21 protein-coding genes are annotated in these 24,330 nt (G+C 72.9%); 8 read left to right on the top strand and 13 right to left on the bottom strand.

The window, feature by feature from the left end; translation table 11 throughout:
* Positions 1-26 precede the first annotated feature (26 nt).
* Positions 27-1,154 carry a ferrochelatase gene (locus ACIPPS_RS30890; protein ID WP_401438924.1) on the bottom strand — a complete coding sequence of 376 codons (1,128 nt, stop codon included), beginning with the start codon at positions 1,152-1,154 and terminating at the stop codon, positions 27-29.
* Positions 1,155-1,398: 244 nt separating this feature from the next.
* Between ACIPPS_RS30890 and ACIPPS_RS30885 the strand changes: the two genes are divergently transcribed.
* Positions 1,399-2,661: an MFS transporter gene (locus ACIPPS_RS30885; RefSeq protein ID WP_401438921.1), complete on the top strand. Its 1,263-nt coding sequence runs from the start codon at positions 1,399-1,401 to the stop codon at positions 2,659-2,661.
* The gene (locus tag ACIPPS_RS30880) at positions 2,600-3,940 is read left to right on the top strand and encodes a D-arabinono-1,4-lactone oxidase (protein ID WP_401438919.1); all 1,341 of its coding nucleotides are present in this window, start codon (positions 2,600-2,602) and stop codon (positions 3,938-3,940) included. Before ACIPPS_RS30885 ends, ACIPPS_RS30880 begins: the two co-directional genes overlap by 62 nt.
* Before the next feature lie 111 nt (positions 3,941-4,051).
* On the opposite strand, the gene ACIPPS_RS30875 is transcribed toward ACIPPS_RS30880, so the two are convergent.
* Positions 4,052-4,900 carry a hypothetical protein gene (locus ACIPPS_RS30875; RefSeq protein ID WP_401438916.1) on the bottom strand — a complete coding sequence of 283 codons (849 nt, stop codon included), beginning with the start codon at positions 4,898-4,900 and terminating at the stop codon, positions 4,052-4,054.
* Positions 4,901-5,317: 417 nt separating this feature from the next.
* Here ACIPPS_RS30875 and sepH point away from each other — a divergent pair, with 417 nt between their 5' ends.
* The gene (gene sepH / locus ACIPPS_RS30870) at positions 5,318-6,382 is read left to right on the top strand and encodes a septation protein SepH (RefSeq protein WP_401438913.1); all 1,065 of its coding nucleotides are present in this window, start codon (positions 5,318-5,320) and stop codon (positions 6,380-6,382) included.
* Positions 6,383-6,634: 252 nt separating this feature from the next.
* Here the strand turns inward: sepH and ACIPPS_RS30865 are convergent, their stop codons facing one another.
* Positions 6,635-7,471 (bottom strand): sulfurtransferase, encoded by an 837-nt coding sequence (locus ACIPPS_RS30865; protein ID WP_401438910.1) that lies wholly within the window; start codon positions 7,469-7,471, stop codon positions 6,635-6,637.
* 256 nt (positions 7,472-7,727) lie between these two features.
* On the opposite strand from ACIPPS_RS30865, the gene ACIPPS_RS30860 reads away from it, so the two are divergent.
* Positions 7,728-8,501, top strand: a complete 774-nt coding sequence (locus tag ACIPPS_RS30860; RefSeq protein ID WP_401438907.1) for a VOC family protein — start codon at positions 7,728-7,730, stop codon at positions 8,499-8,501.
* Positions 8,502-8,554: 53 nt separating this feature from the next.
* Here ACIPPS_RS30860 and ACIPPS_RS30855 read toward each other — a convergent pair whose 3' ends face one another.
* The 4 genes from ACIPPS_RS30855 to ACIPPS_RS30840 are packed head-to-tail and all read right to left on the bottom strand — an operon-like array spanning position 8,555 to position 13,755.
* Positions 8,555-9,925 (bottom strand): polysialyltransferase family glycosyltransferase, encoded by a 1,371-nt coding sequence (locus tag ACIPPS_RS30855; RefSeq protein ID WP_401438904.1) that lies wholly within the window; start codon positions 9,923-9,925, stop codon positions 8,555-8,557.
* Positions 9,926-9,927: 2 nt separating this feature from the next.
* On the bottom strand, positions 9,928-10,893 hold the full coding sequence (locus ACIPPS_RS30850; protein ID WP_401438901.1) for a glycosyltransferase family 2 protein: 966 nt from the start codon (positions 10,891-10,893) through the stop codon (positions 9,928-9,930).
* A 16-nt stretch (positions 10,894-10,909) separates the two neighbouring features.
* On the bottom strand, positions 10,910-11,062 hold the full coding sequence (locus ACIPPS_RS30845; RefSeq protein ID WP_401438899.1) for a hypothetical protein: 153 nt from the start codon (positions 11,060-11,062) through the stop codon (positions 10,910-10,912).
* A complete protein-coding gene (locus ACIPPS_RS30840) occupies positions 11,059-13,755 on the bottom strand; it encodes a YfhO family protein (protein WP_401438896.1) in 2,697 nt (898 codons plus the stop codon). Before ACIPPS_RS30840 ends, ACIPPS_RS30845 begins: the two co-directional genes overlap by 4 nt.
* Before the next feature lie 324 nt (positions 13,756-14,079).
* Here ACIPPS_RS30840 and ACIPPS_RS30835 point away from each other — a divergent pair, with 324 nt between their 5' ends.
* Positions 14,080-15,345: an MFS transporter gene (locus ACIPPS_RS30835; protein WP_401438893.1), complete on the top strand. Its 1,266-nt coding sequence runs from the start codon at positions 14,080-14,082 to the stop codon at positions 15,343-15,345.
* Positions 15,346-15,478: 133 nt separating this feature from the next.
* On the top strand, positions 15,479-15,976 hold the full coding sequence (locus ACIPPS_RS30830; RefSeq protein ID WP_401438890.1) for a heme-binding protein: 498 nt from the start codon (positions 15,479-15,481) through the stop codon (positions 15,974-15,976).
* 102 nt (positions 15,977-16,078) lie between these two features.
* On the opposite strand, the gene ACIPPS_RS30825 is transcribed toward ACIPPS_RS30830, so the two are convergent.
* On the bottom strand, positions 16,079-16,516 hold the full coding sequence (locus tag ACIPPS_RS30825) for a DUF4345 domain-containing protein (protein ID WP_401438888.1): 438 nt from the start codon (positions 16,514-16,516) through the stop codon (positions 16,079-16,081).
* Between the two features lie 87 nt (positions 16,517-16,603).
* On the opposite strand from ACIPPS_RS30825, the gene ACIPPS_RS30820 reads away from it, so the two are divergent.
* Positions 16,604-17,224 (top strand): TetR/AcrR family transcriptional regulator, encoded by a 621-nt coding sequence (locus tag ACIPPS_RS30820; protein ID WP_401438885.1) that lies wholly within the window; start codon positions 16,604-16,606, stop codon positions 17,222-17,224.
* Positions 17,225-17,252: 28 nt separating this feature from the next.
* On the opposite strand, the gene ACIPPS_RS30815 is transcribed toward ACIPPS_RS30820, so the two are convergent.
* The 4 genes from ACIPPS_RS30815 to ACIPPS_RS30800 form a co-directional block, all read right to left on the bottom strand.
* Positions 17,253-17,903: a thymidine kinase gene (locus ACIPPS_RS30815; RefSeq protein ID WP_401438882.1), complete on the bottom strand. Its 651-nt coding sequence runs from the start codon at positions 17,901-17,903 to the stop codon at positions 17,253-17,255.
* Between the two features lie 102 nt (positions 17,904-18,005).
* Positions 18,006-19,211 carry an alkaline phosphatase family protein gene (locus tag ACIPPS_RS30810; RefSeq protein WP_401438879.1) on the bottom strand — a complete coding sequence of 402 codons (1,206 nt, stop codon included), beginning with the start codon at positions 19,209-19,211 and terminating at the stop codon, positions 18,006-18,008.
* Entirely contained in the window at positions 19,211-19,795 is a 585-nt protein-coding gene (locus ACIPPS_RS30805; protein ID WP_355106181.1) for a DUF5998 family protein, read from the bottom strand. Before ACIPPS_RS30805 ends, ACIPPS_RS30810 begins: the two co-directional genes overlap by 1 nt.
* A 55-nt stretch (positions 19,796-19,850) precedes the next feature.
* Positions 19,851-22,835 carry a GNAT family N-acetyltransferase gene (locus ACIPPS_RS30800; protein ID WP_401438875.1) on the bottom strand — a complete coding sequence of 995 codons (2,985 nt, stop codon included), beginning with the start codon at positions 22,833-22,835 and terminating at the stop codon, positions 19,851-19,853.
* Between the two features lie 176 nt (positions 22,836-23,011).
* On the opposite strand from ACIPPS_RS30800, the gene ACIPPS_RS30795 reads away from it, so the two are divergent.
* On the top strand, positions 23,012-23,293 hold the full coding sequence (locus ACIPPS_RS30795; protein WP_362109135.1) for an HPr family phosphocarrier protein: 282 nt from the start codon (positions 23,012-23,014) through the stop codon (positions 23,291-23,293).
* A gap of 204 nt (positions 23,294-23,497) precedes the next feature.
* On the opposite strand, the gene ACIPPS_RS30790 is transcribed toward ACIPPS_RS30795, so the two are convergent.
* On the bottom strand, positions 23,498-24,202 hold the full coding sequence (locus ACIPPS_RS30790) for a GntR family transcriptional regulator (protein WP_401438872.1): 705 nt from the start codon (positions 24,200-24,202) through the stop codon (positions 23,498-23,500).
* Between the last annotated feature and the right edge of the window lie 128 nt (positions 24,203-24,330).

The raw sequence follows: 24,330 nt of genomic DNA, 5'->3' as shown, positions 1-24,330 counted from the left end.
TTCACGGGATCGGTCACCTTGGCTCCTCAGGCGTACGGGCTGTCGGCGCCGGCCGCCGCGGGCCGCTCCGCCCGGGCGGGGCAGCAGCCGATCGGGCAGAGGTCGTGGGAGGCGCCGAGAGCGCCCAGCGCGCAGCGCTCGGCCCGCACCCCGCGCTCGCTCGCCGCTCGCTCCAGGACGAGGTCCCGTACGGCCGCGGCGAACCGGGGGTCGGCCCCGACGGTCGCCGAGCGCCGCACCGGCAGGCCCAGCTCGGCGGCCTTGGCGGTGGCCTCGGTGTCGAGGTCGTAGAGGACCTCCATGTGGTCCGAGACGAAGCCGATCGGGACCATCACGGCGGCCGGCACACCGTCGACGTGCAGCGCCTCCAGGTGGTCGCAGATGTCGGGTTCCAGCCACGGGATGTGCGGGGCGCCGCTACGGGACTGGTAGACGAGCTTCCAGGGGTGGGCGACACCGGTCTCCTCGCGGACGGTGTCCACGATCACCTGGGCCACGTCCAGGTGCTGCCGCACGTAGGCGCCGCCGTCGCCGTGGTCGCCGACGGGGCCGGAGGTGTCGGCGGCCGAGTCCGGGATGGAGTGCGTGGTGAAGGCGAGGTGCGCCTCGGCCCGTACGGACTCGTCCAGCTCGGCGAGGGAGGCGAGGACGCCCTCGACCATGGGGCGGACGAAGCCGGGGTGGTTGAAGTAGTGCCGGAGCTTGTCGACCCGGGGCAGCGGCAGCCCTTCCGCCTCCAGCTCCGAGAGTGCGTCGGCGAGGTTCTCGCGGTACTGCCGGCAGCCGGAGTACGAGGCGTACGCGCTGGTGGTGAGGACGGCGATGTGGCGCCGGCCGTCGGTGACCATCTCCCGCAGGGTGTCGGTGAGGTACGGCGCCCAGTTCCGGTTGCCCCAGTAGACCGGCAGGTCGAGGCCGGCCCGCGCGAAGTCCTCGCGCAGCGCCTCGAGCAGCGCGCGGTTCTGGTCGTTGATCGGGCTGACGCCGCCGAACAGGAAGTAGTGCTGTCCCACCTCCTTCAGCCGCTCCTTGGGGATGCCTCGGCCGCGTGTCACGTTCTCCAGGAACGGGACCACGTCGTCCGGGCCCTCGGGGCCGCCGAAGGACAGCAGCAGAAGGGCGTCGTACGGGGCGGGATCGTGCTGATCGGACATGGCACCGATCTTCCCACCCCTCCCCTGCCCACGGCGGGGAGGCCCCTCCCGACGAGCGCGGTCCCTGGTCCCGACGAGCCCGGTCCCCGGTCCCGACGAGCCCGGTCCCCGGTCCGGACGAGCCCTGCGCCGGGGGCCGACGAGCGCGGACCGGGGCGGCCGAAAAACTGGCTGCGGCATCCAGTTCAACACCGTAGGCTTTAGCTATTAATTACACGTGTTGAGTTGATGCCCGGAGATCCCCTTGCCCAGTCCCTACCGCGCGATCTTCGCGGCGCCCGGCACCAGATCCTTCTCGGTCGCCGGATTCATCGGCCGGATGCCGCTGTCCATGATGGGCATCGGCATCGTCACGATGATCTCCCAGGTCACCGGGCGGTACGGCCTCGCGGGCGCGCTCTCCGCCACCATGGCCATGGCGGCGGCCGTCCTCGGCCCGCAGGTCTCCCGGCTGGTCGACCGGTACGGCCAGCGCCGGGTGCTGCGCCCGGTCACCCTCGTCGCGCTCGTCGCGGCGGCCGGGCTGCTGCTCTGCGTCCAGCAGAAGGCCCCGGACTGGACGCTCTTCGTCTTCACCGCCGCGATCGGCTGCGTGCCGAGTCTCGGCGCCATGACGCGGGCCCGCTGGGCGGCGATCTACCGAGGGGAGTCGCGGCGGCTGCACACCGCGTACTCCTGGGAGTCGATCATCGACGAGGTGTGCTTCATCTTCGGCCCGATCATCTCCATCGGTCTGTCGACGATCTGGTTCCCCGAGGCGGGGCCGCTCTTCGCCGCAGTCTTTCTCGCGATCGGCGTCTTCTGGCTGACCTCGCTGCGCGCCACCGAGCCCGCACCGCACCCGCACGACGGCTCCTCCGGTGGTTCGGCGCTCCGCTCCCCCGGCCTCCAGGTCCTCACGCTCGCCTTCGTCGCCACCGGCGCGATCTTCGGCTCGATCGACGTCGTCACCGTGGCCTACGCGGAGGAGCAGGGCCACAAGGCCGCCGCCAGCCTGGTCCTCGCGGTCTACGCGCTGGGCTCCTGCCTGGCAGGCGCCGTCTTCGGGCTGCTCCACCTCAAGGGCGAGCCGTCGCGCCGGTGGCTGCTGGGTGTCTGTACGACGGCCGTGAGTATGATCCCCCTCCTACTGGCCGGGAACCTTCCGTTGCTGGCCGTGGCGCTCTTTGTCGCGGGCCTCTCCATCGCACCGACGATGGTGACCACGATGGCCCTCGTCGAAGCGCACGTACCGCGCACCAAGCTGACCGAGGGCATGACCTGGACATCGACCGGTCTCGCCGTCGGTGTGGCGCTCGGCTCCTCGGCCGCGGGCTGGGTCGTCGACGCGTCGGGTGCGGACGCGGGGTACGTGGTGCCCGTCGTCTCGGGCGCCGTCGCGGTGGCGGTGGGTCTCCTGGGGTATCGCCGGCTGGGCAGGCCGGTGCCGACGCGGGAGGGGCAGCGTGAGCAGGACGCCGACACAGCGGTGGACGAGCACGAGGGCGGCGAACAGCCCGTGGCGTAACTGGGCCGGGAACGTGACCTCCCGTCCCGCGCGGGAGGTCCGCCCGGCATCGGTCGAGGAGCTGGCCGACGCCATCAGGGCGGCGGCCGCCGAGGGGCTGCGGGTCAAGACGGTCGGCACGGGCCACTCCTTCACCGCGATCGCCGCCACGGACGGCGTGTTGATCCGCCCGGACCTCCTGACGGGCATCCGGCGGATCGACCGCGAGGCGATGACCGTGACCGTGGAGTCCGGCACCCCGCTCAAGCGGCTCAACGTGGCCCTGGCCCGGGAAGGCCTGTCGCTCACGAACATGGGCGACATCATGGAGCAGACGGTCGCCGGGGCCACCTCCACCGGAACACACGGCACCGGACGCGACTCCGCCTCGATCGCCGCGCAGATCCGGGAACTGGAACTGGTCACCGCCGACGGGCAGCTGTTGACCTGTTCGGAGAAGGAGAATCCGGAGGTCTTCGCGGCCGCCCGGATCGGGCTCGGCGCGCTGGGCGTGGTCACGGCGATCACCTTCGCCGTGGAGCCGGTCTTCCTGCTCACCGCGCGCGAGGAGCCGATGACCTTCGACCGGGTCGCCGCGGAGTTCGACGCGCTGCACGCGGAGAACGAGCACTTCGAGTTCTACTGGTTCCCGCACACGGACAACTGCAACACCAAGCGCAACAACCGCAGCGCGGGTCCCGCTGCCCCGCCCGGGCGGGTCAGCGCCTGGATCGACGACGAGCTGCTCTCCAACGGCGTCTTCCAGCTGGCCTGTTCCGTCGGCCGCGCGGTCCCGCCGGTGATCCCGTCGCTCGCCAAGGTCTCCAGCCGCGCCCTGTCGGCCCGTACGTACACGGACATCGCGTACAAGGTCTTCACCTCCCCGCGCCGGGTGCGCTTCATGGAGATGGAGTACGCCCTGCCGCGCGAGGCGGCCGTCGCGGCGCTGCGCGAGGTGCGGGCGATGATCGAGCGCTCGCCGCTGAAGGTGAGCTTCCCGGTGGAGGTGCGGACGGCGCCCGCCGACGACATCGCGCTCTCCACGGCCTCGGGGCGTGAGACGGCGTACATCGCGGTGCACCTCTACAAGGGCACGCCCCACCGCGCGTACTTCACCGCGGTGGAGCGCATCATGACCGGCCACGGCGGCCGGCCGCACTGGGGCAAGCTGCACACCCGGGACGCGGCGTACTTCTCCGAGGTCTACCCGCGCTTCGCCGAGTTCACGGAGCTCCGCGACCGGCTCGACCCCGAGCGACGGTTCGCCAACGACTACCTGCGCCGGGTCCTGGGCGCCTGACGGTCACTCGGCGGGCGTCCCGGGCGGGCGTGCGGGGTGCGGGCGTCTGACGGTCACTCGGCCGGCGTCCCGGGCGGGCGTGCGGACGTGCGGGGTGCGGGCGTCTGACGGTCACTCGGCGGGCGTCCCGGCGTCCGGCGCGCCCGCGCCGGGGGACGGGGTGCTCGTCGGGGGCGGTGTCGGCGTGGGGTCGGTGGGTGTCGGAGTCGGCGTGGGCGTCACCGGCGCGGTCGGCGTGGGCGTCGGGTCGCCGCCGCCCGAACCCGAGGGGGTCGGCGTCGGCTCGGGGGTGGCCTCCCCGGTGCCGGGCGTCCCGTTGTCGGTGGGGGTGCCGCCGTCGTCGCCCTCCTGCTGCCTCTGCTGCTGCTGTTGTTGCTGCTGATCCTGCCGCTCCCGCTGGGAGGGCGAGTCGTCGGACGGCCGCTCGTTCCCCGACGCGCCGCCGTGTCCGACGACCGAGCCGAACGTCGTGCTCCCCTTCGTGCCGCTGAGGTCCTGATCGGAGATCAGTTCGTAGCTGGTGATGCCTCCCATGGCGACCAGGAAGACGAGCGCGGCGCCGACGGCGGAGCGCTTCCAGCCCCGGACGCGCGTGCCGTGCGTGGTCGCCTCGCCGAACTCCTCGTCGAACCCCTCGTGGAACGGGGGCGTCGCGGGCCCGCCGACCGTCGTGACCACCTGGGTGCGGTCCGGCGCCGCCCGGCCTGCGGCCGGGACCTTCGACGGCTCGGGGTGGACGGTGACCACCCGGATCTGCTCGCCGGTGCGCTTGAAGAGGTGGTGGAAGATCGAGCCGCCACAGGTCGCGATGACACTGATCACACCGGCGCCCAGGATCGTGCCGTACACGCCGAGCGTGGAGGCGAACTTGGCCGCCACCACCGCGGCGATCGCGGAGCCCGAGACCTGAGCGACGCTCAGGTCGAGCTTCTCCTTCTCACCGTTCTTCTCCTGCTCCATACCCACAAGGGACAAATGGGCGAAGTGAATAGTTCCGTTTCCGGGGTTTCTGTGAAGAGCGACACGTGCGGAGAGAGATCACGGAGACTCAACTCCCGTACCCCCGGTGAAGTTGAGCGGCGCGCCGGTCCACCCAGGTGGCCCGAATGGAGTACTGTGGCGATCCCTGGGTCCGGGCTCCCTCATGGGTGCCGGGTCACGGGGAGGGGGCCGAACGCGGCACTCGAACCGGCGGCGTCGCGGCACCGCACGGTCGCCCGATGCGGAGCGTGACCATCGGTCACTCTGCGTCGCAGATGGGTAACCGTGCCATAACGGCGTTCCAGGGTCCAGGCCCGACACGCCGGGCAACTCGGCAAGGTTGTGGCAGGCTGCACCCGGGCAGGCCACACTCGACTAGCGGAAGCAGCGACGCACGTGACGTCGGCAGGCACCACCCGGGAGGTCCCCATGCCCGAACTGCGTGTCGTGGCCGTCTCCAACGACGGCACACGACTGGTGCTGAAGGCTGCTGACAGCACGGAGTACACGCTTCCGATCGACGAGCGGCTGCGCGCCGCCGTGCGCAACGACCGCGCGCGCCTCGGTCAGATCGAGATCGAGGTGGAGAGCCACCTCCGCCCGCGAGACATCCAGGCGCGGATACGTGCCGGTGCCTCCGCCGAGGAGGTCGCCCAGCTCGCCGGCATCCCCGTGGACCGCGTACGGCGCTTCGAGGGCCCCGTGCTCGCGGAGCGGGCGTTCATGGCCGAGCGGGCCCGCAAGACGCCCGTGCGCCGGCCCGGCGAGAACACCGGACCACAGCTCGGCGAGGCGGTGCAGGAGCGGCTGCTGCTGCGCGGCGCCGAGAAGGACACCGTGCAGTGGGACTCCTGGCGCCGTGACGACGGCACGTGGGAGGTGCTGCTCGTCTATCGCGTCGCGGGCGAGGTGCACACGGCGAGCTGGACGTACGACCCGCCCCGGCGGCTCGTCCAGGCCGTGGACGACGAGGCGCGCGCGCTGATCGGCGAGACGGACGACACCATCGCCACCGCTCCGGAGCCGAGCTTCCCGTTCGTGCCCCGGATCGCCCGGCTGCCGCGCGACCGGCCGCTGGACCGTGCGCTCGACCGGCAGATGGAGCGCCCGGCTCCGGTTCCCGAACCGGAGGACGAGCGGGACTCGCTGACCAGCCTGCTGGAAGCGGTGCCCAGCTTCCGCGGAGACATGGTCGTCCCGGACAGGACCGCCGAGCCGGCCTCGACCGATCCCGGCGACGAGCCCGAGGCGGAGGAGCCCCCGGCTCCCGCGGCCTCGGCAGGTGCGGGCTCGGCCTACGCCGACGTTCTGATGCCCCGCGCCGTCTCGGGCCACCGCGACCGTCTGACGGGCACCACGGACCGCCAGGCCGAGGCGGACGGCGTCCGACCGGGCCGCCGCGCGGCGGTCCCGAGCTGGGACGAGATCGTCTTCGGCACCCGGCGGAAGAAGCAGGACTGACGCCCGTACGGCATACGAAGACGCGGGCTACGAGCAAGAGGGCGTGACGGAAGGGGCCCGCACCGGGACCGGTGCGGGCCCCTTCCCGTGGAAGCGCGGCCCCTTCCCGTGGGAACGCTGGGCCCCTCCCGTGGAAGCGCGGCCCCTTCCCGTGGGAACGCTGGGCCCTTCCCGTGGAAGCGCCGGGCCCTTCGCTTGGGAACGCCGGGCTACTGCGGGTCCGGGCCCCCTCGGCCACGGGGCAGAGCCGGGCTACTGCGGGTCCGGGCCCTTGGCCACGGGGCGGGCGGGGTCGTGGGACCACTCCGACCAGGAGCCGGCGTAGAGGGCGGACGGGATGCCCGCGATCGCCAGGGCGAGGACCTGGTGCGCGCCCGAGACACCCGAGCCGCAGTAGACGCCGACCGCGCTCTCCTCCCGGGCGCCCAGGCCCGCGAAGCGGGACGCGAGGGCGCGCGCGGGCAGGAAGCGACCGTCCTCGTCCACGTTCTCGGTCGTCGGGGCCGAGACCGCGCCCGGAATGTGGCCGCCGACCGGGTCGATCGGCTCCACGTCGCCCCGGTAGCGCTCCGCCGCGCGTGCGTCGAGCAGCAGGCCCGAGCGGGCCAGGGCGGCGGCGCCGTCCGCGTCGAGCAGCCCGACGTCGCTGGGGTGCGGCACGAAGTCGCCCGGCTCCGGGGCCGGCGTCTCCTTCGACAGCTCCTGCCCGGCCGCCGTCCACGCCGCGAGGCCCCCGTCGAGAACCCGTACGTCCGGATGGCCGGTCCAGCGCAGCAGCCACCAGGCCCGGGCCGCGCCCCAGCCGAGGCCGCCGTCGTGGACGACGACCGGCGTGGACGCCGAGACACCCGCCCGGCGCATCGCGGCGCCGAAGACCTCCAGGTCCGGCAGCGGGTGCCGACCACCCGGACCGGGCGGACCGGCCAGTTCCGCGTCCAGGTCGACGTAGACCGCGCCGGGGATGTGCCCCGCCTCGTACGCGGGTCGTCCGGGCGGGCCGCCGAGCTGCCAACGGACGTCCAGGAGGACCGGGCGCCGCGGCCCGGCCAGGTCGCTCGCGAGATCGCTCGCGGAGATGATGGGCTTCATGGGTGCCATCCTCGCGCAGCGCGCGCCGGACCGGACCACGCCCTGGTGACGGAAAGTCGGCGCGGCCCCGGCGCGCGCCGAGGCTGTTGGTGCGAGCATCGTGCACGGGCGCGCCCGAAGCGCGTGTACGGCACGTGGGCGGCGGGCAGTAACCCGCTGCGGAAGCCGAGGGCCCCGCTCCCACCCGCCCGCACGAGACCCCGTGCGCCCGGGTCCCCCCGCACGGCCACAACCATGGTCCGAGGAGAGAGTGACGATGACCGAGGCGACTCGGCGCACACCCGGTACACCCTCTTGGGTGAGCTTGATGGTGCATGGACTTGACGCGACGCAGGAGTTCTACGGCGCGCTCTTCGGCTGGGAGTTCGCCCCCGGTCCGCAGCAGCTCGGGCCGTACGTCCGCGCCCTGCTCGACGGCGAGGAAGTGGCGGGCATCGGCCAGCTGCCGCCCGACCGGCACCTGCCGGTCGCCTGGACCACCTATCTGGCCACCGACGACGCCGACGAGGCCGCGGAGGCGATCCGCTGCTGCGGCGGCACGGTGGCGGTCGGCCCGCTCGACGCGGAGGACGCCGGCCGGCTGGCGATCTGCTCGGACCCGGTCGGCGCCGTCTTCGGCATCTGGCAGGGCGAGCTGCACCGGGGCACGGCGACCGCAGGGCCGCCCGGGACACCGGTCTGGAACGAGCTCCTGACGTACGAGACCTCGGCGGTCGCCAAGTTCTACCGGACCGTCTTCCGCTACGAGGCCGAGCCGGTCGTCTCCGCCGACTTCGACTATCTGACCCTTCATCTGGACGGGCGCCCGGTGGCGGCCCTGCACGGCCTCGGCACGGCGCTGCCCCGGGACCGGGGCGCGCACTGGATGACGTACTTCGAGGTCGCCGACACCGACGCGGCCGCCCGCCTGGTCACCGAGCTGGGCGGACAGGTCCTGCGGCCGCCCAGAGAGGACGCGACGGGCCGGATCGCGCTGGTGGCGGACCCGGAGGGGGCGGTCTTCACGATCGTCCACTCGGCGACGGCCTGACGATCCCGCGTGCGGGGGTGACCGGTCAGGCCTCGCCAGTCCGGGCTCGGCGATCAGCTCTTGCCGCTGCGGACCAGGCTCCGCCGCAGTCGGGACGCGCCGCCGCGGGGGGCCGGGGCGCCGCCGGGCAGGGCGAGCTTCGTCAGCCGCTCGCCGTCGAAGTAGCGGGCCATGTCCGCGTCACCGCCATGGGCTTCGAGGAAGCGGACCGTCTCGTCCCGCAGCAGCGGATGGAGCCGGGGCTGCATGCAGAAGCCCACGGCGCGGACGAGCGGAGTGAGCGTCTCCGGTCCCGCGCCCGGGACCGCCGGGCCGGTGCCGGTCTCCAGGTCGGGCACGATGTGGTCCACGACGGTCAGCGGCACCCGGTTGCTGTTCTCGTACGGGGTCAGTCGCTCCAGGACGGTGGCGGTGCCCACGCGGGCGATCGGCACGCCGTAGTAGACGGAAGCGGTGACCATCGCGGTCGAGAAGCAGCCGACGACCAGGCTCGGCCGGCACCGCTCGTAGAAGGTCTCGGCGAGCAGCGGGCCGTCCAGGACCGTCAGCCGTACGCCGGCCTCCTCGGCCGCCTCGTGGAGCGCCGTCGAGTAGCGGGCGGGCGCGGTCGGGTGCGGCTTGAAGATCACGGAGGTGTGGCCGGCCGCCGCGGCCCCGCGCATCATCCGGATGTGCAGCTCCTCCTCCTCGTCGGCGGTGAGGATGCCGAGCGAGGCGAGGTACTGGCCGAGGAGGAGGGCGGTGGGCTCGGCCTCGACCGCCTCGGTCACCAGCGGGTCGCCCTCGGCCGCCTCGGCGATCTCCGCGAGGACCGCGTGGAAGGCGTCGTCGGGGACGAGCTCGGGCTGGACGCCGTACTCCGAGAGCAGCAGCGGGCGAAGGCCGGGGACCAGGTCGAGGTGGAGCAGCCGCCCGATCCGGCAGGCGATCGACTGCGGCAGCTCCTCGCGCGTCGGGCCGTAGCTCATCAGGCCGTCGGCGTAGACCTGGACGGCGCTCTCGGCGAAGACGAAGGCGAGCGCCTTGGCCGGGTTGACCTGGATGGACTCCACGATCAGCTCGACCGGGTCGGTGCCGAGGCCCCACGCCGTGCGGAAGACCCGCTGCCAGAGCGGGGCCTCCTCGGTGCGCGGCGACCAGGTGGCGGGGTGGTGCGGCTGGATCGCCTCGTTCCAGTCGATGACCTCGTCGAAGCGGGTGACGATCCGGTCGTAGCCGGTCATCGTCTCCAGACGCAGCGAGGTCTCCGGGATCGCGGCGTTGTGGGAGACCAGCAGGATCCGGCGGGTGTCGTCGGGGGCGCCGAACCGACCGGCGTCGATCGCCGCGGCGAGGGTGGCCGCGCCGTAGAGCGTGGACACCTCGAAGATCTGGATGCGCGGCTTCGCCGTCGTCGTACGGGGGTTCGCGGGCGTCGCGGTCATGGTCAGGCGGTCCTTCCGGTGGCGCGCAGGCGGCGCAGCAGGGTGGCGCGCGCGGTGTCCATCGTCGCGAGGGTCTCGTCGAGCACCTGCTGCGGCATGCGGCGCAGGGCGTCGGTCACGTTCTGCTTGAGCCGCTTGGTCACGGCCGGTTCGTACTGGTCGGCCTTGCCCATGTGGAAGGCGATCATGGCGCAGTACGTACGGACGGCCTTCGGCAGGAAGCGGTCGGCGTCGCGGTCCGCGGAGACCTCCTCCAGGAGGAGGTCGTACGACGGGATGAAGTCGAGCTGGCGGTTGTCGGTGATCTGGGTGAGCGAGGTCGTGACCCCGCGCCGGTAGAAGACGCCGTGGATGCTGAGCGAGGCGTAGGTGGTGGCCTTCAGGTGGAGGCGCCAGATCCAGAGCCGGTCCTCGGCGGTGCGCAGCTTCGTCTCGAAGCGCGAGGCGCCGTTCTCGAAGAGCCGGCCGCTGTAGATGCCGAAGGGGACGAAGGGGTAGTCGACCATCGTGATCATGCTGGCGGGCGCGATGCCGTCGCGCGGGTCCATCACGGTGTCGCGCTGCTTGGCGGGCGCGTAGCGGATGGCGCGCTTGGTGCCGGTCGACAGGACGTGGTCGGTGCGGGCGAAGTCGCAGCCGAGGGCCTCGATGCCGTCGACCATGGCGCGCAGGTGGCCGGGGGCGTACCAGTCGTCGCCGTCGAGGAAGGTGACGTAGTCGCCGGTGGCCGCGTCCAGTCCGGTGTTGCGCGCCTGGGCCACACCGAGGTTGGTCTCGTGGCGGATCACGGTGGCGTTCGGGATCCGGCTCTGCCAGCGGTCCAGGATGTGGGGCGTCTCGTCCGTCGAGCAGTCGTCGATCAGCAGGAGTTCGACGTCCGGGTCCGCGTTGCTCGCGAGGCTGCGCATGGTGTCGGAGGCGTAGAGCCCCACGTTGTGGAACGGCACGATGACGGACAACTTGGGCACTCGGACATCCCCAGACTCAACCGGACGAACAGACGAAGCAGGTGAAGCGGACGGAGCAGGTGAAGCAGGTGAACCAGGTGAAGCGGACGGGCGGCGGCTCGGCTCGCGAGCGCGCGGCGGCGTTCACATGGGCGAACGCCGGTCGGACGGGCAGCGTATCCACCGTCATGTCCCACCGGACGAGCCCGAATCGGACTCCAGGTGAACTCTTGCCGGCCTCCTGGCGAACCGGGCCCGGAGCCCCAGCACGAGCAGGGCGAGCAGGACGAGAAGCGCGAGGGCGCCGATCGCCCCGCCGACGCGCAGGCCTGGCGGCCGGAAGGTGCAACTGACCGACGTCGTCGTGGAGTCGAGCGGGACGGCGAGGAGCCCGAGGTAGCGCTGGGCCGGCGCCGGAGCGGCGTCACCCGCGGCGCACCGCCAGCCGGAGATGCGCGGTACGGCGATGACGGCGGTTCCCGTGCTTCCGGCCGGGAGTTCGGCGGTCAGGGTGTGGCCGGAGACGCGCACGTCGGTGGCGCCGTTCGCCGTCAACTGCCGTACGGCGGTGTCGAGACGCTTCTGGTCCAGGCACCCGACGGGCCGCCGGGGCAGGGCCGGCCGCTTGCCGCCGTCGCCACGCAGCTCCACCCGTACCGCGCCGGAGGCCGGCACGGCCCCGAGAGTCTGCATCGGGGCCTGCACGGACGGTGCCTTGCCGGCGAACGGGACGGGCTGCTCGCCGTCCAGAGCGGCGGTGCCCTTGAACTCGGGCGCCCAGAGCCAGAGGCCCGAGCCCGCCGGGCAGGAGGCCGTCAGGGTGGCGACACCGCCGGGGCCGTCCGTGCGGTCGAGCCGCTCGGGCACGGTGTACACCGTCGAGCCGAGCAGCAACTCCTGGTTGGCGAACGGGGAATCGCCGAAGGCGGTGCCGCGCGCCGGGAGCCGGACGTCCGGGCGGACGGTGACGAGCGGCGGCACGGGTGTGTCGGTGACGGTGATGTCCCCCTCGGGGAGGGTGTCGGTCGTCACCGGCGCAGCGGGGGTGGACCGCATCCGGGTGGAGACGGAGAAGATCGCGTCGGTCACCGGGTTGTCGAGTGTGACCGGGTGGCGGCCCTTCGCCCAGTAGCCGAAGCCGAGGGCGGAGAGGGTGCGGTTGTACGTCTCCGCCGTGAGGCTGGAGTAGTACTCGGCGCCCTGGCCGCCGACGAGCAGGGGGTCGTTGCCGCCCGGCAGTTCGCCGGGGTCCGTACGGTGGCGCGGCCAGGCGTCCTTCTCGGCGACACGGCGCGCCATCTCCTCCTGCCAGGGTCCGACGCGCGGGGACCAGTGGACCTTGGCCAGGTCCTGTTCGGCGATCCTGCCGCCGGTGACGGCCGCCTCGCCCGCCTGGGCGACCACGAGGAGAACGACGGCGAGAGCGGGCAGGACCTTGGCCCCGACCGCGTACCGCCGGGCGAGCAGGACGGCCAGGGCGGCGAGGGCCGCGAGGACCAGTGCGGCGGCGAAGGCCGGGTAGGTCCAGCGGTCGACGACGAGGCTGCCCCGGGCGGCGAGGGCGAGGGCGGCGAGCACGGTCAGGCCGCCGAGGAGGGCGGGCAGCGGCGGCAGACCGCGGGCGGTGGAGAGCCAGGCCGCGATCAGCAGCAGTCCGCAGAGCACGAAGGTCTGCCGGTAGGGGATGCCGTTCGGGGAGGCGCCGGCGTGCCAGAGCAGATGGGTGGGGCCCCACTGGAGGGAGAGCGTGACCAGGACGATCGCGGCCGTCCAGGCGATCCGGGTCCGGGCCGCCACAGCGCTGTTGAACGGCAGGGTGAGCGCGAGCGCGAGCGCCGGGGTGCCGATGAAGAGGGCGGGGCTGGCGACGCTGCCCGTGGCGGGGAGCAGCCGGGCGAACACCTCGGTCCACGCGACGGGGGCGAACGTCACCTCGGGGGTCGGGTCGGCGACCTTGGTGGCGAGGTAGATCACCAGGACGAGCGGGGCCGCGAGGCCGATGCCGAGCAGCACGGACCGGGCGGCGCGCAGCAGCCCGGCCAGCCGTCGGCGGGCCGGATCGTCGGCGGTCAGCAGGCGGACGGTCAGGACGATGGCGGCGCCGAGGGTCGCCATGTACGCGGTGTAGAAGTTGGCGAACCAGGCCAGGCCGACGACGAGCGGCCCGAGGACGGGCCGTCGCCCGGTCCTGGCCCACTCCCCCACCAGGCAGAGAAGGGGGAAGGCGAGCAGTCCGTCGAGCCACATGGGCACGGTGGTGCCGTAGTTGAGGGTCCAGCCGCACAGCGCGTACGCCGCGCCCAGGACGGCGGCGACCTGCCAGGGGCCTCGGCGGAGCCGGAGGAGCAGGACCGCCATGGCGGCGCCGGCGGCGGTGATCTTGGCCGCGGTGATCACGTACAGGGCGAGTTCGATCCGGTCGGCCGGGAAGACGACGACCAGCAGGTCGAACGGACTGCTGAGGTACGTGCCGTAGTCGCCGAGGAAGTTCGTGCCGAAGCCCGCGTTCCAGTTGAGGAACAGGTCGCCGTCGGACTGGCCGAGCAGGACCTTCCGCCAGTGGGCGTGGAAGGGCAGGTACTGCTGGCCGAGGTCGACGGTGTTGCGGGTGGTGGACCCGAACGGGTGGGCGCCGGCGATGAGGCTGCCGAGGCAGAGGGCGAGGCAGGTCAGCAGGGCGGCCGTGACGGCGGCCCGGGCGCGGAAGGAGCGCCAGGCCCTGGTGGGGAGGGAGCGCCAGCTCCTGGTGGGGAGGGATCGCCAGGTCCGGGTGAGGAGCCGCTGCTCGCGCGGGTGATCACGCGCGGTGTCCGCCGCTGCCGGTCGCTCGCCGTCGACGCGCGCGCTCTCGCCCCGATCGGGCACGGTCTCGGCAGCAGGCACACGTCCTCCGGGGTGTCTCGCGCGGTGCGCGGTTGCGCGTAGGCGGCCCGGTGTTCACGTCGACGTCACGGGCCGACCGCCATTACCGCCGAGCCGGGCGACTCGCATCCGATCAGCAAGAGGTCTGCGGGCACACCGGAGGTGAACACGAGGTGCTACGACCGGGTCGCACCGCCACTCGTGCGCGAAGGGGTGCTCCCGGACCCTCATGCACGCGGAGGTAACCGTCAGGCGCAATACCCTCCGCTTGCATTTAGCCAGCGTCTGCAATTATTGTCGAAGCACGCAAAACCCCCCTGCAAACATTCTGGAAGGTGCTTCGCCATGCCTCTCGCGCTCCTGGCCCTCGCCATCGGGGCCTTCGGGATCGGCACCACCGAGTTCGTGATCATGGGTGTGCTGCCCCAGGTCGCGGGCGACTTCGGTGTGTCCATCCCCACGGCCGGCTGGCTGGTGACCGGCTACGCCCTCGGTGTCGTCTTCGGCGCCCCGCTCCTGACGGTGCTCGGCACGAAGGTGTCCCGGAAGAAGATGCTCCTCTTCCTGATGGGCCTGTTCGTCGTCGGCAACCTGCTCTCCGCCGTCGCCCCGTCGTTCTCCCTGATGCTGCTCGGCCGGGTCGTGGCCTCGCTGGCCCACGGCGCGTTCTTCGGCATCGGCTCGGTCGTCGCCGCGGACCTCGTGGCCCCCGAGAAGAAGGCGTCCGCGATCTCCCTGATGTTCATGGGCCTGACCGTCGCCAACATCGTCGGCGTCCCGCTCGGCACGTACATCGGCCAGGCCGCCGGCTGGCGCGTCACCTTCACCCTCGTCGCCGCGCTGGGCGTGATCGGCTTCCTCGGCGTGGCCAGGCTCATCCCCGAGGCGGGCCGACCGAAGACGGACACCGTCCGCACCGAGTTCGCCGCCTTCAAGAACGTGCAGGTCTGGCTCGCCATGGCGATGACCGTCCTCGGGTACGGCGGTGTCTTCGCGGCCGTCACGTACATCACGCCGATGATGACCGAGGTCGCCGGCTACACCGAGGGCGCCGTGACCTGGCTGCTCGTCCTCTTCGGCATCGGCATGTTCCTCGGCAACCTGCTGGGCGGGAAGTTCGCCGACCGCGCCCTGATGCCCATGCTGTTCGTGTCGCTCGGCGCGCTCTCCCTGGCCCTGCTGACCTTCACGGCCACCGCCCACAACAAGGTCCTCGCCGCGATCACCCTCACCCTGATCGGCGCCCTCGGCTTCGCCACCGTGCCTCCGCTGCAGAAGTGGGTCCTGGACCAGGCCAAGCAGGCCCCGACGCTCGCCTCGGCCGCCAACATCGGCGCCTTCAACCTCGGCAACGCGCTGGCCGCCTGGCTCGGCGGGGTCGTCATCGCCTCGGGCCTCGACCTCACCGCCCCGAACTGGGTCGGCGCGCTTCTCTCGGGCACCGCCCTGCTCCTGGCCTTCCTGGCCGCCTTCCTGGACCGGCGCGGCCGGGCCGCGGCCGCCTCGGTCGAGATCGCCTCCGCCGCCGCCGAAGCGGGCACGGAGCCGGGCTCAGGCCCCGAGTCCGGCCGGCCCCGGGCAGCCGCTCCGGTAGCGGCCGGGCCGCGCTGACGCCCCACCGGTCCGGCCGGCCCCGGGCAGCCGCTCCGGTAGCGGCCGGGCCGCGCTGACGGCCCACCCATTCCCGTACCCCCACCCCCCCCGTACGCCCACCCGCATCTCCACCCCGAAGGAAGACAGCACCATGAGCACCACCACCGCCTCCACCGCCTCCACCGCGCCCGCCGCGCCCACCGCGCCCGCCGCCACGGTCACCCCGCTGGCCACGGAGGACGCCGAGATCCTGCTCGCCGCCGCCCGGCGGGCCGCCGAGGACGCCGGGGTCACCGTCAGCGTCACCGTCCTGGACGCGGGCGGCCATCTGCTGGCCTTCCGCCGCGACGACCGCGCCGTGCTGATCTCCGGGGAGACCAGCACCCGCAAGGCGTACACGGCCCTGCAGCTGAACGCCCCCACAGCCGACCTGGTCGACCTGGTGAAGCCCGACGGGCCGTTCCACAGCCTCACCACGGCCCTCGACCGTCCGCTGCTCTTCATCGCGGGCGGCGTGCCGGTCCACCGCGACGGCCGCCTCATCGGCGCCGTCGGCGTCGGCGGCGGCGCGCCCGAGCAGGACCACGGCTTCGCCACGACGGCCGTCGAGACCCTCGGTGCGCGGACGGCCGCCGTCAGGGCGAACTGACCGGCAGCACGTCCAGGGAGAGAGCCGCCACCACCACCGCCCGCAGCGGTGGTGGTGGCGCCGTCCCTCGCCCAGCGGGGTGCGGCACCGGGGCGGCGCGGATCAGGCGGGATCCGGAGAAGTCGGCCTGCCGGTCCGCGCATCCGAAGGCCGCCGCTCCCGGGACGCCCGCTCGTCGGCGTCAGCCAGCCAGAACCAGACGAGCGGGAAGACCAGCTCGATCGCAGCCAGCACCACCTGGAACCCGTGCGGCCACCCGTGCACCGCCAGGGACAGCAGCCGCCCCACGCCGCCCAGCAGGAACACCGCCGCGAGCCACCGCACCACCGTCGCCGGAACGGGGTCCTGCCGGGCCGCCCACAGCCAGGCCAGCCCGTATCCGGCGAAGATCGCGCCGAAGAACCGGCCCAGACTGTCCAGGGTGGGGCCGGCATCGGCCTCGCCCGGAACCGCGGCATTGCCACCGACCACGTGCAACAGCCCGATCGCCACGCAGGCGAGGCCCATCACCCATGCGGACACCCTGAGCGCCTTGGCCATGACTCCACCCCTGCTAGTTGACGTGTGTCTACTTAGTCCACGGTAGGCCCTGCAAGTAGACACATGTCAAGTAGTAATCTGGGGCGCATGCCGCCCCGCCGACGCCTGCCCCCCGCCGAGCGCCGTACCCAACTGCTCTCCGTCGGGGCCCGGTTGTTCTCCGCCGCCCCCTACGACGACGTGCTGATGGAGGACGTCGCCCGGGAGGCCGGCGTATCCCGCGCCCTGCTCTACCAGCACTTCCCGAGCAAGCACGCCCTCTTCGCCGCGGTCTACCAACAGGCCGCCGACCGGCTCCTCGAGGCGACCACCTTCGCTCCCGGCGCCACGCTCGTCGAGCAGCTCACCCAGGGCCTGGACGCCCACCTCGACTACTTCATCGCCCACCGCCACGCCGTCCTGGCCGCGAACCGGGTCCTGGCCGGCGACCCCGTGATCCAGACGATCATGACGGACGAACTCGACGCGCTGCGCTCCCGCCTGCTCGGTGTGCTTCCGCTCGCCGACGCACGCACGCACGCCGCCGTCTCCGCGGCGCTCAAGGCCTGGCTCGTGTTCGTCCAGGTGCTGTGCGTGGACTGGCTCACGCGCGAGACCTGCACCCGCACCGAGCTGCGGAACACCTGCGTCGGCGCGGCGATCGGCGCGCTGCGCCCCCTGCTCTCCGAGGACCCCGCCCCGGACTGGCCGGCCGCCCTCCCCCACTGACCCGGCCGGCTCGGTCACGAACGGGGTATCAGCCGCGGTTGACCGGGAGGACGTCCGGGGAGAGGGCGCCGGCGTGAGCGGCGGCCGAGGTCATGCGCCTGCGGTGGTGGCGGCGGCAGAGGACCTCGTACCCGATCTCCTCCGCCGGGCGGTTCACGTCACCGACCACGACCTGGGCGCCCTCGACGACCATATCCCCGCCCACCGTACGGGCGTTGTGGGTGGCGCGGGCCCCGCACCAGCACAGGGCCTCGACCTGGAGCTGTTCCAGGCGGTCCGCCAGTTCGATCAGGCGCTGCGAGCCGGGGAAGAGCTTGGTGCGGAAGTCCGTCGTGATGCCGAAGGCGAAGACGTCCATGTCCAGGTCGTCGACGATCCGGGCCAGTTGGTCGATCTGGTCGGGGGCGAGGAACTGGGCCTCGTCCACGATCACATAGTCCGCCCTGCCGCCCGCCGAGAGCTCGGCGACCAGGTACGCGTACAGGTCCATGCCCTCGCCTGCCTCGACCGCCTCCGTCACCAGGCCCAGGCGGGAGGAGAGCTTGCCCTCGCCCGCGCGGTCGTCACGCGTGAAGATCACGCCCTGCAGTCCCCGCGCCGAGCGGTTGTGGGTGATTTGCAGAGCCAGAGTGCTCTTTCCGCAGTCCATCGTTCCGGAGAAGAACACCAGCTCGGGCATGGGAGGTCGGGGGCCTTTCAGGTCGGGGTGGGTGAGCGGAGGACGGGCGTGAGGGCGTACGGGTGGTGCTGGTGGGGCGGGTGGCACGGCTGCGAGGACGGGTCAGGAACGGACTTCGAGGAGCGGCACCAGCTGCTCCGCGGGCGTCATCGATCCGTGCACGCCGACCATCGCCGACTCGTGCGGCTCGTTGACGGAGGCGGTGATGATGACGTCGTCGTGCGCCGCCGCGACCACATCGCCGATCCTGCCGTACACGCGCTCGTCGACCTCGTCGCCGAACCAGCCGAGCGCGATGGCCTCGTCACGGCTCGCCACCCAGAACTGCTCGCCGAGCACCTCCCGCCAGCACGTGAGCACATCGGCCGCGGCCCCCCGCACCGCGTACACGTGCCGGGCGCGGCCCTCGCCGCCGAGGAGGGCGACACCGGCGCGGAGCTCCCAGTCCTCGTCGAAGTCGATCCGGTGCTGGTCGTCGAAGGGGATGTCGACCATGCCGTGGTCGGCCGTGACGTAGAGCGCCGAGCGGGGCGGGAGTTGCTCCGCGAGCCGCTGGACCAGCCGGTCGACGAACATCAACTGACCGCGCCAGGCGTCGGAGTCGATGCCGAAGCGGTGTCCGGCCCCGTCGAGTTCGCTGTAGTACGTGTACACCAGCGCGCGGTCGCCGCAGGCGAGCTGCTCGGCGGCGTAGTCCATCCGCTCCTCGCCGGTGAGCCGGCCGTGAAACGTTCCGCCGCTCAGCGCGATCTTGGTGAGCGGGGTGTCCTGGAAGATCGGCGAGGAGACCTGGGCGGTGTGGATACCGGCCTCGTGGGCGCGCTGGAAGACCGTGGGGTACGGCTGCCAGACCTTGGGCGAGGTCCACGGCTTCCAGCGGAGCTGGTTCATCAGCTCGCCGGTCTCGGGGTTGCGGACGGTGTAGCCGGGCAGCCCGTGCGCGCCGGGGACCCGTCCCGTACCGACCGAGGCGAGCGAGGTCGCGGTGGTGGCGGGGAAGCCCGCGGTGATCGGGCGGCCCGTGCCGCCGCGCGAGGAGCCGAGCAGCGAGGTGAGGTACGGGGCCTCGTCCGGATGGCTCCTGATCTGCTCCCAGCCGAGCCCGTCGATCAGGAAGACGCAGTTGCGGTCGGCCGGGCCGAGCTCGGCGATCCGCGGCGCGAACCCCGGGGCGCCCTGGCCGGCGACGAGCGTGGGCAGGACATCGGCCAGCGAACCGGTGCCGTACTCGGGGACGGGCGCCGTCGCGAGGTCGAGCGGGGCGGGGTCGTCCGGCCAGCCGGAGGTGACTGCGGTGGGCTGGACCATCAGCGGGTCGCCGCTGTGGCTTCGGAGAGCGACTGGGCGAAGGCGAGGGTCTGACGGACGGTGTCCGGGCCGTCACCGGCGTCGCTGACGCGCAGGCTGAGGTCGTCGGCGGTGGCGTTGCCGGTGTAGCCGTGGTCGGCGTCGCAGTTGGGGTCGCCGCAGGCGGCGGGCTCCAGGTCGATCCGCGAGACGGCGCCCCAGCCGATGGTGAGGACGACCTCGCGGGGCAGGGTGCCGGGGGTGTACGACTCCGGGTTGGCGACGACCCGGCTGACGACGACGGAGGAGATCCGGTCGAGCTTGACCGACTCGGTGGAGGTCGTGGCGTACGGCGTCGGGGAGCTGCTGTCGGCGGCCTGCTCGTCGGTGTGGCTGACGATGAAACGGTTGGCCGTGAGGACGAGGACGGTGACGTGGCGCCGGACCTCGTTGGAGTCGAAGGTGGTCTCCTGGTGCACCAGGTACGACGCGATCGGCTCGCCGCCGACGGCGGCCTCCACCGCCTCGGCCACGAGGGCCGGGTAATAGCCGCTGCGCTCGATCGCCGCGCGCAGCCCCTGGGTCGTCGTACCGGTCTTCGCCATGGACTCCATCCTAATCCGTCGGAAGGTGCACTCCGGGACGGTACGGCCGTCTCGTCTAGTAGCTCGGCAGGCTGCGCGGACCGAGGTCCGTACGCGGTGGTGGCGGAGCGAGCCGGACCGTCGCGCCCAGCACGGACAGGCCCTGCGAGGCGACGACGACGGGCTCCAGGGCGATCGCGACGACCTCGGGATGATCGTCCACGAGCCGGGAGACGCGCAGCAGCAGCTCCTCCAGGGCGGGGGTGTCGACGGGGGCGGAGCCGCGCCAGCCGAAGAGGAGGGGGGCGGTGCGGATGGAACGGACGAGGTCGGCGGCGTCGCGGTCGGTGGCGGGGACGAGCCGGTGGGACATGTCGCCGAGCAGTTCGGAGGCGGCGCCGGCGAGGCCGAAGGAGAGCACGGCGCCGACGGCCGGGTCGATGGCCGAGCGCACCACGGTGTCGACACCGCGCGGCACCATGGCCTGGACGACCGGCAGCAGCTCGGCCGGCTTGCCGAGGGCATCGGTCAATTCGGCGTACGCGGTACGGAGTTGCTCCTCGCCGGCCAGGTCGAGGCGCACGCCTCCGAGATCGGGGCGGTGGCGCAGGTGGGGAGCGGTCGTCTTGAGGGCGACCGGGTAGCCGAGCCGGGCGGCGGCCTGGACGGCGGCGTCGGGGGTGGGTGCGGGCAGGGCGGGGAGCACCTCGATCCCGTACCGCCCGAGCAGCTCGCGCGACGCGTCGGCGTCGAGGGTGACGCCTCGGGCGTCCACGTCCGCCGCGAGCGCGCTCTCGATCTGCGTGGCGGTCCCGGTCTCGTCGATCTCCTCGAACTCGGGCACCCGCCCGGGTTCGGCGGCCTGCCGCCGCCACTGCCCGTACCGCACGGCCTCGGCCAACGCCCGCACGGCCCGCTCGGCAGCGGGGTAGGCGGGGATCGGACCGGGGGGTGCGGGGGTGGAGGGTGCGGGGGCGGGGGGTGCGGGCGCGGAGGTGGGGGGTGCGGGCGCGGTGGACGGGGCGGGCGCGGTGGTGGGGGGCGCGGTGGTGGGGGGTGCGGGCGCGGTGGACGGGGCGGGCGTGGGCGCCCGCTCGGTCGTCCGCTCGACCGGCGGCTCGGTCGTCTGCGTCGCCGTCGGCGTGTCCCGGAGTGTCCGCCGGGTCGACGTCCTCGTGCTGGTGGCCGCCGAGAGGGCCTCCGCCAGGCCGCCCATCTCGACGTGGACGACCACCACCGGCTTCGCCGGGAGCGGGGCGGAGGCGACCGCCTCGCGAAGGTGGGCCGCAAGCACCTCGCCGTCGCCGGACTCCACCGCGCCGTTCTCGCCGACCCAGGGGATCGCGGTCACGACGACCGCGTCGCTGGTGTCGTCCGCGAGCGCCGCCGCCAGGGCCGCGCGGAAGTCCGCGGGGCTCGCGGCCGTCGTCAGGTCCAGCGGGCGCAGCGGGCGGAGCCCCTCCGTCAGGCACGCGTCGTAGGCGAGCAGCCCGAGCGACTCGGAGTTGCCGAGGATCGCGACGCGCGGCCCGGCCGGCAGCGGCTGGCCCGCGAGGAGCAGCCCCGCGTCGACGAGCTCGGTCACCGTGTCGACGCGGATGACCCCGGCCTGCCGGAGCAGCGCGGAGACCGTGGCGTGCGGGATCCGGGTGACCGGCACCCGGTGGCCCGGCGGCAGGCTCCCGCTGTGCCGCGCGCCCTTGACCACCACGACGGGCTTCACCGCCGCGGTGCGCCGGGCGAGCCGGGTGAACTTCCGCGGGTTGCCGATGGACTCCAGGTACAGCAGGACGACGTCCGTCTCCGGGTCGTCGTACCAGTACTGGAGGAAGTCGTTGCCCGAGACGTCCGCGCGGTTGCCCGCCGAGATGAAGGAGGAGATCCCGGCGCCGTGCCGGTGCAGCCCGGCGAGGAGCGCGATCCCGATCGCCCCGGACTGGGTGAAGAGGCCGATCCGCCCGGCGGCCGGGAGCTGCGGTGCGAGCGAGGCGTTCAGCGACGCGCCGACCGAGGTGTTGAGGATCCCGAAGGCGTTGGGCCCGATGATCCGCATGCCGTACGAACGCGCCTGCCGCACCAGTTCCCGCTGCCGCTCCCGCCCGTCCTCCGACCCCGTCTCGGCGTACCCCGCGGAGAGCACGACGAGCCCCCGCACCCCGTGCTCCCCGCAGTCGGCGACCGCCTCGGGCACCCGCTCGGCGGGTACGGCCACGATCGCGAGGTCCACCGGTTCGCCGATGTCCCCGACGGAGCGGAAGGCCGGCACCCCGTCGAGCGCGTCGCCCGCCTCGGGGAGCGCGCGGTTGACCGCGTACGTACGTCCGGTGAAGCCGCCGACCAGGAGGTTGCGCAGGACCGTCCGGCCGACCCCGCCCGGCGTGCGGCCCGCTCCGACGACGGCCACCGAGCCGGGGGTGAGGAGCCGCTGCACCGAACGGGCCTCGGCTCGCTGCTCCCGGGCGCGCTGCACGGCGAGCGAGCGGTCGGTGGGCTCCAGGTCGAGGTGGAGCCGGACGGCGCCGTCCTCGAAGCTGCGCTTCTGGGTGTATCCGGCGTCCGTGAAGACCTTGATCATCTTGGTGTTCGAGGGCAGCACCTCGGCGGCGAACCGCCGGATGTCCCGCTCGCGTGCCACCGCCGCGATGTGTTCGAGCAGCGCGGAGGCCACGCCGCGCCCCTGGTGGGCGTCCTGGACCAGGAAGGCGACCTCGGCCTCGTCGGCGGGTGCGGGGGCGGGCATCCCCCGGTCGTCGATGCGGTCGTACCGGACGGTGGCGATGAACTCGTCGCCGACCGTCGCCGCCAGGCCCACCCGGTCGACGAAGTCGTGATGGGTGAAGCGGTGCACGTCCTTGGCGGAGAGCCGGGGGTACGGCGCGAAGAAGCGGTAGTACTTCGACTCGTCCGAGACCTGCTCGTAGAAGCTGACCAGCCGTTCGGCGTCGTCGGCGGTGATGGGCCGGATGCGCGCGGTGCCGCCGTCGCGGAGGACGACGTCCGCTTCCCAGTGGTCGGGGTACTCGTGTTCCGCCTGCTCCGGACGTTCCGACGCGCTCTGCATGGGCCAAGCGTACGGCCGGGGTCCGACATGGGCACCGGTCGCGCGGCGCGTGTGCACCATGCAAGGTAGGGAGGACCGATCGGCCTCGCGGTAGGGGCCGAAGGTCGGCGACGAGCATCCCGCGACCCGTGAGAGACTGGTCTAGACAACCCGCTTGAGACTTGAAGGGCAACACCATGGCTGAGCGCCGCGTCAACGTCGGTTGGGCCGAGGGCCTGCACGCCCGCCCCGCCTCCATCTTCGTCCGTGCCGCCACGGCCTCCGGCGTCCCCGTGACGATCGCCAAGGCCGATGGCAACCCGGTGAACGCCGCGTCGATGCTCGCGGTGCTCGGTCTGGGCGCGCAGGGCGGCGAGGAGATCGTGCTCGCTTCGGACGCCGAGGGCTCCGAGGCCGCGCTCGACCGTCTGGCGAAGCTGGTTGCCGAGGGGCTCGAGGAGCTCCCCGAGACCGTCTGACGCGTCTCGGCCGGACGGACGTCCGGGCCGAATTCCGGAGAGGCTTCCGGGACGAATTCGCGAGAAGCCGCACACGCCGACATAACGGCGGGTGCGGCTTCTTTCTATTCCCGAAGCATTTCCACGGAGATCGGGGCAGCCCGATCCCGGGGCCGCACGAAGAAAGCCGTCCGCAATTCCCACTCTTTGTATACGGCCTGCTCGTTAATTCCGGAGGCTCGCCGTGTTGACGACGTGTTGCGAACCCCTCACAGTCCCGGCCCGCCCCGCGCGCTCCCCCCGGCCGGGCCGCTTCAGCCGGTGCAGCAGCAGGGAGCGCTCCGCGTGCAGCGCGGTCAGGGCCCGGGCCCGTTCGGCGTCGCCGCGCGCCACCGCGTCCACGATCGCCCCGTGCTCCGCCCAGGCCTCCACGGGCTGGGCGGGAGCCTCCACCGCGTACATCCAGGCGATCTTGTGCCGCAGCTGGGTGAGCAGGGCGGTGAGCGCGGGGCTGCCCGACGCCTGGGCCAAGGTCTCGTGGAACCAACCGCCGAGCGAGCGCAGGTCGTCCCCCTGGCCGTGCCTGGCCCGCTCCTGCCCCAGCCTGACCAGGCCGCGCAGCACCTTGAGGTGCGCCTCGGTACGGCGCTGGGCGGCGCGGGCCGCGCCGAGCGGCTCGAGGAGCGACCGCATGTCCAGGAGGTCCGCCGCCTCCTGCTCGGTGGGCTCGGCGACCTGGGCGCCGGCGTGGCGCCGGGTGATCACGAAACCCTCGGACTCCAGGGTGCGCAGCGCCTCGCGGACCGGGACGCGGGAGACTCCGTAGCGGCGGGCCAACTGCTCCTCGGTGAGCCGGCCGCCGCGCTCGAAGACGCCATGGACGATGTCGTCCCGGATCGCCGTGCACACCGACTGCGCGGGAATGCGCATGATCGACCTCCGCCTCGAATACGCGCGAAACCGGTTGTTCGGCGACTCTATTGCAGCGGGGCGGTATTTCCGACGGCTCCTCACGAACCATGGATATCTTTTGGCCGACGAAAAGCCCCGGCTCAGTA

Origin of the sequence: Streptomyces sp. NPDC090127 (genome assembly GCF_044746945.1) — a bacterium.
GTDB lineage: Bacteria > Actinomycetota > Actinomycetes > Streptomycetales > Streptomycetaceae > Streptomyces.
This window is presented reverse-complemented; position numbering and strand designations above follow the sequence as displayed.